The sequence below is a fragment of the Bacillus cereus group sp. BfR-BA-01310 genome (genome assembly GCF_022664325.1).
In the GTDB taxonomy this organism is placed as follows: domain Bacteria; phylum Bacillota; class Bacilli; order Bacillales; family Bacillaceae_G; genus Bacillus_A; species Bacillus_A paramycoides.
Window position 1 is genome coordinate 605,594 of record NZ_JAKUHD010000001.1, and the last position, 12,727, is coordinate 618,320.

Sequence of the window (12,727 nt, forward strand, 5' to 3'; positions counted from 1 at the left end):
AAGTGCTTTACTCTTCTCAATCTATGAAAAAAAAGAGCATAATAACTATGCTCTCGGATGGAACTGTTTATATACATCTTTTAATCTAGTTTTTGAAACGTGTGTATAGATTTGCGTTGTTGAAATATCTGCATGTCCAAGCATTTCTTGTACAGCACGCAAATCTGCCCCGTTCTCTAATAAATGCGTAGCAAAAGAGTGACGCAACGTATGCGGTGTAAGCTCTTTTTCAATATTTGCTTCTTTCGCTAATCGCTTTAAAATTTTCCAAAACCCTTGTCTCGATAATCGGTTTCCATGATGGTTTAAAAAGAGCGCATCTACTGCTTTTTTCCCCATCAATTCTCTTCTACCTTTTTCAATATACTTTTGAATCGCTTCCGTCGCTAAGCTTCCTAATGGAATGATTCTTTCTTTATTCCCTTTCCCTATGCAGCGAACAAACCCCATCGTTAAGTGTACATCTTCTAAATTTAATGCAATTAATTCTGAAACACGAAGTCCTGTTGCATACAATAACTCTAACATTGCTTTATCACGAATCCCGAAAGCACTCGCCGCTTTCGGTGTTTGAAGTAACGCTTCTACTTCGTCAACAGATAATACTTTTGGTAATTTCCGTTCTCCTTGCGGCGTTTCAATATGTACCGATGGGTCATGCTCCACCGCTCGTTCACGAAGTAGAAATTGGTGAAACGAACGAATCGATGCAATATGACGTGCCAATGTTTTTGAAGACTTCCCATTTTCTTTTAAATACTGCAAAAAGTTAACAATGTGTAGGCGTGTCACTTCATGAAATGTCTTCGTCTGTTCTACATTTTGCAAATACTTCACATAGCTTTTCAAATCACGTTCGTAAGATACAACTGTATTTTTCGCTAATCCTTTTTCAACAATCATATAATGAATAAAATCTTTTAATTGATCTTCCAATCTACACTACTCCCCATTTTCATAGAAAAACATCATTCTATTTACGAAAGCATCCTTTGCCGGCTCCTCATTCCCTGATACTTTTTCTACAGTCTCTTCTTTTGGCTTTTCATAACGATGGTAACTTTCATATTCTTCATTTATCCATAGTATAGCGAAATAAAACAAAATCGTACAACTCGTAAATAATAAAAATACTTTCATCCCATCAAAAGTTAATTTCAAAGCTCGGCGCATTGTAAATTCCTCCAAAATATAAGTTATTACAACATATGCCAAGCTTTCACCGATTTATACCTTATTCAAATAAAAAACCTCTTCCTAGTTAAATAGGAAAAGGTTATTTTTCATCCGTTTCATTTTCTTGACAATTTTTACAAATCCCATGGAATGTTAAACGATGATCTTTCACCTTAAAGCTCCAGTCTCGTTCTACTTTATTCTCCACTTCACCAAGTAAATCTTCTTGTATTTCTTGTACAGCACCGCATTGTGTACAGATTAAATGATGGTGGAAACGCTGTGCACCTTCTTGGCGTAAGTCATAGCGTGAAACACCGTCTCCGAAGTTAATCTTATCGACAACTTTTAACTCAGATAATAGCTCTAAAGTTCGATAGACGGTTGCTAATCCGATCTCTGGCGACTTTTCTTTTACAAGGAGGTATACATCTTCTGCGCTTAAATGATCTTCTTCATTTTCTAGCAGCACACGAACTGTTGCTTCACGTTGTGGTGTCAATTTATAGCTCGCTGCATGTAATTGCTTCTTAATTCGTTCAATTCTTTCTTCCATTCGGTACTACTCCCTCCTCGCCACTCTTACACCATTATATCAGAAGAAGGGCTTCTGTCAAAAGAAAAAACAATAAAAACAAATTGATAATTATTCTCAAAAAGTATTTATTTTTTATTAATAGCTTCCACGACTTCTTTCATTAAAATTGGTGATGCATATGCTTCGACGCTAGAAGCGATAGCTAACACTGCTCCAATCACGAGAAAAAAGCATGTATAACGAATTAATAACGGTAATAGTGGCTCAGTTATTTTCCGGATAAATTGGTGCCTAATCATTCTCAAAGAAAAGCTTGCAGCAATTGTTGTCATAACAAGAAACACTGGAATTATAATTAAATTTTGCGGCAATACAGATACAAATGCTAATAGCAATCCATTCCATCCGTGCTGACTTACTAAAAAACCTACTGTAAATCCAACAACTACTCCTTTTAAAAATAATAAGATAAAAATAAGTGGCAATCCAATAATGGAAATCCCTAAAATCCAAATAAAGCCAATATATTTTAATTGCGAAAAGTAACTTTCTCGAAACATTTCACCCGCAATAGCAAATTCTCCTTTAGAAACTTGTCCAAAAAAACGCTGTAAATAAAATGATAAATCTTGCTTTTGGTTTATTTGTAAACTATTCACAAGAATCGCTCCAAATATTACTCCCATCAATAATAAAACAGAGTTAAATATATATAGTGAAGAATTTTCCTGTATGTGAGACATTACACGGTCTTGCCAAGTTTTTCGCCACATTTTCCTTCCCTCCGTTCACACTCTTACTAAAAATGTATGTGAGAAAGAAAAAAGTATGACGAATTAACATTGAAATTCCGCTCTACTTTGCTAAACTAAATAGTAGAGAATAGGAGGGATTTCTCTTGAAACCATTATTGTTAGATTTTCCAACATTATTTCAAACTGAGCGCTTGCAAGTACGTAAGCCGTTTCCAGGTGACGGTACAGAAGTATATGAAGCAATCCAAGCTTCTCTAGAAGACTTATTACCGTGGATGCCAATTACAGCTGAAACAGAAGAAAGTGCTGAAGAAATTGTTCGCGAAGCTCACGGACAGTTTTTACTTCGTGAAACACTTGATTTTCACTTATACGATAAAGTATCTGGTACATTCATCGGAGCTATTACTCTTAAGCCTGAAAACTGGGATATTCCAAAGTTTTCACTTCACTTCTGGTTACATAGCGCTTATACAAAGCAAGGCTATATGACAGAAGCCGTTAAAGGGGCCATTCAATTTGCCTTTGATAAACTAGGTGCTAGAAGAATTGAAATTCGTACTGATGCAACAAATGTAAATGCATGTAGCTTAGCAGAACGTCTTGAATTTATTTTAGAGGGTACTATGGAAAATGATTTCCTAGCGCCAGACGGTAGCTTACGCGATGCACGTGTATATGCGAAAATTAATTAAAAAACACTCGCCTAAGGCGAGTGTTTTATTTTTGTAATTGTAAATATTGTACTGCAAACATCGTCTTCGCATCATGAATACGATGATTTTCCATAAGAGAAATTGCTTCTTCTAATGACACTTCCATTAATTCCACAAATTCATCTTCATCTAAAGCTGCTTTATTTTCTTTTTGTTTTAATCCTGTCGCTTTATATACATATAAAATCTCGTCTGCAAAACCAGGTGATGTATAGAAAGATGTGATAAATTCCATATTTTCACATACATATCCTGTTTCTTCTTCTAATTCACGAACTGCTGTTACCTCTGGCTTTTCCCCAGGTTCTAACTTCCCAGCTGGAATTTCCACAATTGCCTTTTCGAGAGCTTTACGATACTGCTCAACAAGTACAATTTTCCCCTCATCAGTAATAGCAATAATAGCAACTGCCCCAGGGTGATTTACGATTTCACGTTTACTCATTTCTCCATTTGGTAATACTACATCATCAACACGAACTTTTATAACTCTACCATCAAAAATCGGTTCAGTTTTTACTGTTCTTTCTGCAAGATTACTCATACTACTTCATCTCCCTGTTCTATTTCCTAATCGTTCTTCATACATTTTACCACATTGAAAGGAGCGTGATAGAAATGAAAATTTATATTTTACCAAATCGCGTCACTTTAGTCGGCAAAGCATGGCAAATTCGTCATAAACTAAAACAATATGGAAAAGAGTATACAACTGTGCAGGAGTGGATTACAGCAAACAAAAAGTAAACGTTTGTCAACCTTCTTCCCCTTTCGTACAATAAAGATAAGGAGGTTGACTTATGAAAAAACGTCAATTAGGAAAATCAGATTTATATGTTACGGAAATCGGATTTGGCTGTATGTCTCTCGGTACATCTGAAGTAGAAGCTATGCGTATTATCGATGAGGCAATCGATTTAGGAATTAACTTTTTTGATACAGCGGACTTATACGATTATGGATTAAATGAAGAATTTGTCGGCAAAGCTCTGAAAGGAAAACGAGATCAAATTGTTCTTACAACAAAGGTTGGAAATCGATGGACAGAAGAAAAAAACGGCTGGTCTTGGGATCCTTCTAAAGCTTACATAAAGGCCGAAGTAAAAGAAAGTTTACGTAGACTTCAAACAGATTATATTGATTTATATCAACTGCATGGCGGGACGATTGAAGATCCTATAGATGAAACTGTTGAAGCCTTTGAAGAATTAAAAAAAGAAGGTATTATTCGTCATTATGGTATCTCTTCTATACGTCCAAATGTCATCCGTGAGTATGCAAAACGTTCAAATATCGTTAGTGTATTAATGGAGTACAACCTTTTAAATCGTCGCCCTGAAGAATGGTTCTCGCTGCTTAATGAACATCAAATTAGTGTCATCGCACGCGGACCACTTGCAAAAGGACTGTTAACTGACAGCAATGAAACGAAGATAGGAAAAGTGAAAGAAAAAGATTACCTCTCCTATTCTTATGATGAATTAAATACAGCATTAGCAAGTGTAAAAGAAATAATCGGGGGAAACTCTTTAACAGGAACAGCTATTCAATATTGCTTACATAATGAAACTGTTGCATCTGTTATACCTGGTGCAAGCTCTATTCAACAGTTGCAAGAAAATGTACATGCTGGTAAACAAACACCTTTAACAGAAGAAGAATATACACAACTTCAGCAAATTGTAAAATTTGATACATATGCTTTACATCGTTAAAAAGACGCTACCATACTGGTAGCGTCTTTTTATAACGTATCATATTTATCAGGATTCGTCCCTACATGTAAATTACGATCTAACGTATTAATTTGATTCATCTCTTCTTCAGTTAATGAGAAATCAAAAATAGTAAAGTTCTCTTCAATACGAGATGGCGTAACAGATTTAGGAATTGTCACAATCCCACTTTGAATATCCCATCTTAATATAACTTGCGCGGGTGTTTTTTCATATTTGTTAGCAATATCCTGAATAATTGGGTGCTCGAATACTTCCCCGCCCCTCATTAATGGACTCCATGCTTCCATTTGAATTTGCTCATTTTGACAGAAGTTACGCAATTCAAATTGCGCTAACATTGGATGAAGTTCCACTTGGTTTACCATCGGCTTCACTTTGCAATTTGGTAATAACAGTTCTAAATGATGTTTATGAAAATTAGAAACACCTATCGCACGCACTTTACCTTCTTCATACAATTTTTCTAAAGCTCGGTACGTATCAACATACTTCCCTCTTATCGGCCAATGTATTAAATATAAATCTACGTAGTCCATTTGTAATTTCTTTAAACTTTTTTCAAATGCCTCGAGCGTCTCCTCGTACCCTTGATCGTCGTTCCAAACTTTCGTTGTAATAAATAAGTCTTCTCGCGGGATTCCTGATTCACGAACCGCCTCTCCGACACCGCTTTCATTTTCATATACAGTCGCTGTATCAATCGAACGGTATCCAACTTCTAACGCTTTTTTTACTGCTTGTTTTACTTCGTCGCCTTCTTTCGCTTTATAAACGCCTAAGCCAATCATTGGCATTTTCACGCCATTATGAAGTGTAGTTGTTGGAATATGCACATTCGTTCTCCCTTTCATTGTTACATTTTTATAAACCACCACTTTATTTCAACAAGATTCATCCAAAAAGTCAAAACATACGTACAGTTTACATAATAATTTTATACACCTTATAAAAATAACGTGAACTCAGTCATTCACATTATTTTCTATCCATTCTTTTGCTTTTTCATCAACATTACGTACAAACTCATCTTTTCCTTCTGTATACAGCGTGCCATCATATGTATATTTTTCTGCCAGTTCTTTCTTTAAAGTTGCATATGCCTCAGCTTCTTCACAATGAGCCATCATATAATCACGAAACGCTAAATGCCTTGTAATCTCAGAATTTCCTTTTTCAAATACGTGCAAGTGATACGAGCGTTTCTCCTCAGTTCCATGAATAAAAAAACGGCGACCTGAAATGCCATTTTCCCCTTTCACAATATAACCAAGCTCGTCAAATTGTTTATTCCAATGATCCACTCTTTCAATACTGTCTACTTCCATTATCATATCAATGATTGGCTTAGCCGCAAGTCCTGGCACTGATGTACTGCCAATATGATAAATTTTCACCGTTTCTGGCATCGCCAATTTTAATCTTTCGGCTTCCATTTGGAATTTCTCACTCCAATGATTTTCGTACGGAACGACTACAATTTTTCTCATTTTAACTCCCCTTTTCTTACAAACTCGTCAAAAAAAATGATCAGTGATATTTCACTGATCATTTTTTATTATTTAAAGTCTTTCCAAGTAAGGTTACTTTCACTTAACAGTTCTTCAAATGATTTATTCTTTTCACGCTCTTTTTGCTCTTTACGCTTTCTTTCTTGCTCAGCTGCCTCTTTTTCCTCTTCTCTTACTTGCAACTCTTTTTTCTTATTCTTTAATTGTTGCATTAGTGAATCGTTCAATTGATCACCTAATGTAAGTGATTCTTTCTCTGGTTTATTCATTTGAGATTGTCTTTGCATTTGTCTTTGTTTCTTTTTCTTCATACTGCTCACCTTTTACTTTTTCCTCCATTATAGAGGATACACGGTGAAATCGACAATAAAAAAGGTACATTACTCTCGCATTCTCTATTATTTATTTTTTGTAAATATGTTAATTTTTCGAAAAAACTAAATTTTATTGTAGATATACTCCTATTAATCTATTAAAATTATGTCGTATGATGTCAGATTATAAAAAAGGAGAAACTAATCATGTGGAAAAAAATTATTCCTGCTGTCGCTATTTTAAGCACCATGACTTTTTCAAGTGTATTCGCCGCTCCTCCATCTCAGACTCCTGCTGAACAAAACCGATACATAGACGTACAAATGCTTGGTATTAATGATTTCCATGGACAACTAGACACTGTAAAAAAAATTAATAACAAAGAAGCTGGTGGCGCTGAATACTTAGCCACTTATTTAAAAGAACGTAAAAAACAAAATCCAAATACACTTCTTGTGCATGCTGGAGATATTGTCGGTGCTAGCCCACCAGTTTCAGCTTTATTACAAGACGAACCAACTATTGAATTTTTAAATGACTTAAAGTTTGATGTTGGTACAATTGGAAATCATGAATTCGATGAAGGTATCGATGAAATGAAACGCCTCATTTACGGTGGATATCACGAAAAAACAGGGAATTTCAAAGGAGCAAACTTCCCTTATGTCGCTGCAAACTTCTATAATAAATCAACTGGCCGCTTATTTTTACCGCCATTTACTGTAAAAATGGTTGATGGAGTTCCTGTAGGGTTCATTGGGGTTGTTACAACGGATACACCAAATGTCGTTATGCCCACTATGCTAAAAAATGTACAAATTACTGATGAAGTAGAAGCTATTAATAAATCCACACAACAATTAAAGCGTCTCGGCGTTAAATCTATCGTTGTCCTCGCACATGTTGGAGGTACAACTGATGACACTGGTGTAACAAATGGTGATCTTGTCCGTATTGCAAATGAAACAGACCCTGAAGTTGATGTTATTTTCGGTGGACATAGTCATACGTATGTAAATGGTACTGTAAATAATAAACTTATCGTACAAGCGAATTCTTACGGAATGGCTTTCTCAGACGTAGATGTAACCATTGATAGAAAAACAAAAGATATCGTTAAGAAAAAAGCTGAAGTTATTACAACGTACCATGAAGGTGTAGAGCCTGATAAACAAGTAAAACAAAAATTAGATCAATATAAAGAAAAAATTGCACCGCTTGTAAATGAAGTTGTAGGGAAATCCACAGCACCTATCGACCGTAAACAAAACGATTCTGGTGAATCTACTCTTGGAAATTTAATTGCCGATGCACAGCGCCAAACAATGCAAGCACAAATCGCTCTTATGAATCCTGGTGGCATTCGTAACGATCTAGACGCTGGGGATATTACATGGGGCGAATTATATGGGATTCAACCTTTCGGAAATCAATTAATTAAAGTAGATTTAACAGGTCAAGATATTCGTGATATTTTAAATCAACAATGGCAAAAAGGAGCTACGAGAATGCTCCAAATTTCAGGTATTCAATACACTTGGGATGCAAATAAACCGAACGGCGAAAAGGTTACTAATATCCGTTTAACAAATGGTGAAGAATTAGCTTCCTCTAAAACGTATAGCGTAGTTGCAAATGCCTTCTTAGCCTCCGGCGGTGATGGATTCGTATCCTTTAAAAATGGCAAAAATGCTGAAACTGGTCCAAACGATTTTGAAGCGTTAGTCGATTATGTAAAACAATTAAAAGAACCAATTCTGCCAATTATTGATGGCCGTATTCAAAAAAACAACTAAATATTAATCAAGCTAGTGCGTGACACTCGAAAGAAGAAGCTCCTTTTATATACAAGGAGCTTCTTCTTTTATGGTCATACATATTGTCGTATTTTTCTAGTCCAGTAATAGATAAGCACATAGCCCCTTATTTCCTCGTAGTATACAGAAAACTATACTGAGAGAGTTCATATGTATTTCCAGACAGACAATTACGACGCTTTATATCGACAAAACGACAAACCTATTCGTAGTATTGAGAAAACAATGAACGAAATCAGATCCTTGAAATTCGGCAAGATGAAATAAAACATTTCCACCAATTTGTACAAATTCACACCCTTTTAACTGGTAAAAACCCTCAGCCTCAGATCACTGAAGAATGCCCAACTCTTTATTTGAACGGATTAGAATTCGCTATACAAGATGCACAACGCTCTGTTGATTTTTACTTAGAAATTGCAGACGAAGAGACAAATCAGCAAATAAAAGAAGCATTTCGACGCGCAGCTGCTGATGAACAAAATCATGCTGTTTAGTTTCTATATTTTCAAAACACAAATAAAAGAAGTTAAAAAGGATACACGCTCTTATATGGAACATAGTATCCTTTCTTTTATTTCTCTCGATATGATTCACGTCTATTTAAAGAATCGATACTTTCTCCAATCGTCACATTCTCCTTCCTCTCTTAATTGCCTAAGCTTGAAATCTAACCAGTATGTTATGATACAATGATTTTCTAGCAGTATATGCAACAGAAAGAGCCTGTGCGATTCATACCATTTAAGAAAAGGAGGTTTACATATGCTTTTTCGTAGCCATACCCCTCGGTTTTATAACGAAAAGAAGCAATTAATCCCTAACAGTATCGCTACGATAGAAAGCGTTATGATTAATGATCGGAAACAATCTCTCCTTATACGCGGGCAAAATGTGGAACAGCCTATTTTATTATGCTGTCACGGCGGACCTGGTATGGCTCAAATCGGCTTTATTCGACATTTTCAGAAAGAGTTAGAAAAGCATTTTATTGTGATTAATTGGGACCAACGTGGGGCAGGAAAATCCTTTTTATGGCGGGATATCCAATCAAACTTTACGATTGATCAATTTGTTTCAGATGCAAAAGAAGTCATCCAATATCTTCTTAAAAGGTTCAATAAGCAAAAATTATTTCTCGCTGGTCATTCTTGGGGGAGTATTATCGGACTGAAAATCGCTAGTCAATGTCCGGAATATATAGAGGCTTATATCGGCATCGGTCAAATCGTACATATGAAGAAAAATGAGGAATTACTATTCCAACATTTAATTAACTCGGCAAAAAAACATGACCATAAAAAAGCACTAGCTTCTCTTTTAAAATTAGGTAAACCACCCTTTTTAGATACGAGACGTCTCATTATTCAAAGAAAGTGGCTTGGTACATTTGGAGGAGCAATACAAAACGGATCTTCCTTTTCTTTCATACGAAAAGGTTTCTTTTCTCCTGAATATACGCTGTTAGATTGGTTCAAGTTTCTCACAGGAAATTTAAAGTCTGGAGTACTATGGGAAGAGATGCTAACAATCGATTTCTTTTCGTCTATTTCAAATTTATCCGTTCCTGTTTATTTTTGTTCCGGTCGCTATGATTATCAAACTCCTTATGCACTCGTTCAACAATATTGCGATATCATTCAAGCTCCTATTAAAAAGATGATTTGGTTTCCAAACTCGGCGCATTCTCCAGATTTAGAAGAGCCTGAACTATTCGCCAAATCTTTACAATCAATTAAACAAGAGCTATCTTTTCAACATAAATAACAAATGGCTCTTTTACATTTCATAAAAAACATTTTATAATAATATGTCGCAAGCAAATAACATACTTCGTATTTGCTTGCCTTAACAGAATAAAAATTAGGAGACTACATTTATTATGAACGCTGTACTCATCGCAGTAGCAGTCATGCTATTGCTTAGTTTGTTACGTGTCCAAGTCATTGTCGCCATTATTGTTGGAGCTTTAACAGGCGGACTTATCGGCGGACTTGGTATTTCAGAAACAATTAGCACTTTTACAACCGGTCTCGGAAACAGTGCTCCTATCGCATTAAGCTACGCAATGCTCGGTGGATTTGCTATTTCTCTTTCAAAAACAGGGCTTCCCGATGCAATGATCCAATCAGCCTTAAAATGGATTGGCAACGAACAAGACACAAAAAAACAAGTCTATTCTAAAATACTTATATTATTTATTATTTTAACAATGGCTTGTTTCTCACAAAATATTATCCCTGTTCATATCGCCTTCATCCCGATCTTAATTCCAGCACTTTTAAAAGTATTAAATGAACTGAAGGTGGATCGTAGGCTTGTAACATGTCTTATTACATTTGGATTGATTACCCCTTACATGTGGGTCCCAGCAGGGTTCGGAAAAATTTATCATGACGTATTGCAAACAAATGCTGCGCAAAGTGGTCTTACATTTGATGTCGCACTTATTCCAAAAGCAATGACTATTCCAGCAATCGGTATGATTATCGGATTATGTGTAGCGGTTTTCATTACATACCGAAAACCACGTACGTATGAAATAGAACACGTTCATGCTGCACAGAATGAAATCGTTCCCTATACGAAAAGAAGCATTACTTTTGGTTTATTATCTATTCTAGCTACATTAACTGTTCAATTAGCAACAGAATCAATGATCTTCGGTGCTTTAGCAGGGATTATCGTCTTATCAGTTAGCGGTAGTCTTCCTCTTAAAGAAGCCGATGCTATTTTAACGAGCGGGATGCGTATGATGTCCTTTATCGGATTTGTTATGATTTCTGCCGCTGGATTTGGCGCTGTTCTTCGAAAAACTGGACACGTTGAATCTCTTGTGCAAACGAGTGCGCATATAATCGGAAATAGTAAACCGCTCGCTGCATTTCTTATGCTCGTCATTGGACTTCTCGTGACGATGGGAATTGGTTCATCTTTTTCAACCATCCCAATCTTAACAACAATTTTCGTGCCGTTATGCATCCAGCTCGGATTTAGCCCGATGGCAACAATCGCAATTATCGGGACAGCTGGTGCACTAGGTGACGCAGGATCTCCAGCATCAGATAGTACACTTGGACCAACTTCCGGTTTAAATGCTGACGGTCAGCATCACCATATATGGGATACATGTGTTCCAACTTTTCTACACTATAATATACCGTTACTTATATTCGGCTTTATTGCCGCAATTACACTATAAAAGGTGCGTTTTAAAAACGCACCTTTTACTTTGTTGTTTCTCTCTCAATGAATCTACATTCTGTTTTTACTTCTTCTTGTTCCACTTTCTTCTCTTTTATTTTTCCAATTAACTGCTGAAAAGCTATTTTTCCATTTTCTTCGATATGGCTTCCAATCGTCGTTAACGATGGACTTATCCATTCCCCCTCCACACTCCCGTTAAATCCAATGATTTGCAACTTACCTGGTATATGAATATTAAGAGTTTTCGCCGCCCTGATTAGCTCAATAGCGACCTTGTCACTCGAAGCTACAATCCCATCTATGTACGGATGCTTTTGCAATATTTCAAGAAACTGTTGATTCGTATACCCTTGTACAATTTCCTCTCGATAAGAAAGTCCTTCTTTCCAAGCAGTGTCTAAAAATCCTGCCACATGCTCTTCCATTTCTTCACTCTCTACCCCCTCACCAATATAAGCAAGAAACTGACAGCCTTTCTCTTTTAATAAAGAAACAGCCTTCTGCCCACTTTCATAATAGCTCATAAGAGATTGCCTTTCCTCAAGCACAACGAAAGGAAGTGAGATTCCTCCTATACTTCGAAAAACAGATTCCGTCATTATAACGCCTGCAATGTTATTTTGCATAAACATATCTATGTATCTATTCTTATTTTCTATATTACAAACTACTACTTGATATCCTTCTTTATATGCTATTTCCTCAACGAAACGCAGCAAAGTGATGTATGATGGATTATGCAAATTATCTACAAGTAATGCAATCATCGTTGAAGGCTGTTTAAATAAAGGCTTTGCTACAGCATTCGGCCTATAATGTAATTCTTCAATTGCTTTTTTTACTTGTTTCACCGTATCTTCATGGACATATCCTTTTTCGTTAATTACTCTTGAAACAGTCGCGACTGAAACACCGGCCAATTTTGCAACATCACGTATAGTTGCCACATCGTCACC

Annotated in this window: 15 protein-coding genes and 1 pseudogene; 7 read left to right on the forward strand and 9 right to left on the reverse strand. The window is 36.1% G+C overall.

Translation table 11 applies throughout. The features are described 5' to 3' along the window. Nucleotides 1-45 precede the first annotated feature (45 nt). From xerD to spoIIM, 4 genes are all read right to left on the reverse strand, one after another. Nucleotides 46-936 carry a site-specific tyrosine recombinase XerD gene (gene xerD / locus MR109_RS03095; RefSeq protein ID WP_002173319.1) on the reverse strand — a complete coding sequence of 297 codons (891 nt, stop codon included), beginning with the start codon at nucleotides 934-936 and terminating at the stop codon, nucleotides 46-48. Between the two features lie 6 nt (nucleotides 937-942). Then, entirely contained in the window at nucleotides 943-1,173 is a 231-nt protein-coding gene (locus MR109_RS03100; protein WP_001250436.1) for a YqzK family protein, read from the reverse strand. Between the two features lie 103 nt (nucleotides 1,174-1,276). Then, nucleotides 1,277-1,732 carry a ferric iron uptake transcriptional regulator gene (fur, locus tag MR109_RS03105; RefSeq protein ID WP_000392654.1) on the reverse strand — a complete coding sequence of 152 codons (456 nt, stop codon included), beginning with the start codon at nucleotides 1,730-1,732 and terminating at the stop codon, nucleotides 1,277-1,279. Between the two features lie 107 nt (nucleotides 1,733-1,839). Then, a complete protein-coding gene (spoIIM, locus tag MR109_RS03110; protein ID WP_231595869.1) occupies nucleotides 1,840-2,457 on the reverse strand; it encodes a stage II sporulation protein M in 618 nt (205 codons plus the stop codon). 155 nt (nucleotides 2,458-2,612) lie between these two features. On the opposite strand from spoIIM, the gene MR109_RS03115 reads away from it, so the two are divergent. Further along, nucleotides 2,613-3,164, forward strand: a complete 552-nt coding sequence (locus tag MR109_RS03115) for a GNAT family N-acetyltransferase (protein ID WP_002173321.1) — start codon at nucleotides 2,613-2,615, stop codon at nucleotides 3,162-3,164. A gap of 25 nt (nucleotides 3,165-3,189) precedes the next feature. Here the strand turns inward: MR109_RS03115 and MR109_RS03120 are convergent, their stop codons facing one another. Then, nucleotides 3,190-3,729, reverse strand: a complete 540-nt coding sequence (locus MR109_RS03120) for an NUDIX domain-containing protein (protein WP_002173322.1) — start codon at nucleotides 3,727-3,729, stop codon at nucleotides 3,190-3,192. A 74-nt stretch (nucleotides 3,730-3,803) separates the two neighbouring features. Between MR109_RS03120 and mciZ the strand changes: the two genes are divergently transcribed. Both mciZ and MR109_RS03130 read left to right on the forward strand, forming a co-directional pair. Next, complete coding sequence (mciZ, locus tag MR109_RS03125) at nucleotides 3,804-3,932, forward strand: Z-ring formation inhibitor MciZ (RefSeq protein WP_002173323.1); 129 nt, start codon at nucleotides 3,804-3,806, stop codon at nucleotides 3,930-3,932. Nucleotides 3,933-3,985: 53 nt separating this feature from the next. After that, nucleotides 3,986-4,900 (forward strand): aldo/keto reductase, encoded by a 915-nt coding sequence (locus MR109_RS03130; RefSeq protein ID WP_242270954.1) that lies wholly within the window; start codon nucleotides 3,986-3,988, stop codon nucleotides 4,898-4,900. Nucleotides 4,901-4,929: 29 nt separating this feature from the next. Here the strand turns inward: MR109_RS03130 and MR109_RS03135 are convergent, their stop codons facing one another. From MR109_RS03135 to MR109_RS03145, 3 genes are all read right to left on the reverse strand, one after another. Next, a complete protein-coding gene (locus tag MR109_RS03135) occupies nucleotides 4,930-5,757 on the reverse strand; it encodes an aldo/keto reductase (protein ID WP_098473339.1) in 828 nt (275 codons plus the stop codon). A gap of 129 nt (nucleotides 5,758-5,886) precedes the next feature. Continuing rightward, nucleotides 5,887-6,411, reverse strand: a complete 525-nt coding sequence (locus MR109_RS03140; RefSeq protein ID WP_025150129.1) for a GrpB family protein — start codon at nucleotides 6,409-6,411, stop codon at nucleotides 5,887-5,889. A 68-nt stretch (nucleotides 6,412-6,479) separates the two neighbouring features. Beyond that, nucleotides 6,480-6,743, reverse strand: a complete 264-nt coding sequence (locus tag MR109_RS03145; protein WP_142322712.1) for a YqkE family protein — start codon at nucleotides 6,741-6,743, stop codon at nucleotides 6,480-6,482. A gap of 210 nt (nucleotides 6,744-6,953) precedes the next feature. On the opposite strand from MR109_RS03145, the gene MR109_RS03150 reads away from it, so the two are divergent. The 4 genes and pseudogenes from MR109_RS03150 (at nucleotide 6,954) to MR109_RS03165 (ending at nucleotide 11,766) form a co-directional block, all read left to right on the forward strand. Next, entirely contained in the window at nucleotides 6,954-8,543 is a 1,590-nt protein-coding gene (locus MR109_RS03150) for a bifunctional metallophosphatase/5'-nucleotidase (RefSeq protein WP_242270956.1), read from the forward strand. Between the two features lie 171 nt (nucleotides 8,544-8,714). Further along, nucleotides 8,715-9,061 (forward strand): annotated as a pseudogene (locus MR109_RS03155) (ferritin-like domain-containing protein). Between the two features lie 268 nt (nucleotides 9,062-9,329). Next, nucleotides 9,330-10,331: an alpha/beta fold hydrolase gene (locus tag MR109_RS03160; protein ID WP_242270958.1), complete on the forward strand. Its 1,002-nt coding sequence runs from the start codon at nucleotides 9,330-9,332 to the stop codon at nucleotides 10,329-10,331. 115 nt (nucleotides 10,332-10,446) lie between these two features. After that, entirely contained in the window at nucleotides 10,447-11,766 is a 1,320-nt protein-coding gene (locus tag MR109_RS03165) for a Na+/H+ antiporter family protein (RefSeq protein WP_098473334.1), read from the forward strand. Between the two features lie 25 nt (nucleotides 11,767-11,791). Here MR109_RS03165 and MR109_RS03170 read toward each other — a convergent pair whose 3' ends face one another. Next, nucleotides 11,792-12,718, reverse strand: a complete 927-nt coding sequence (locus tag MR109_RS03170; RefSeq protein ID WP_242270960.1) for a LacI family DNA-binding transcriptional regulator — start codon at nucleotides 12,716-12,718, stop codon at nucleotides 11,792-11,794. Nucleotides 12,719-12,727: the final 9 nt, after the last annotated feature.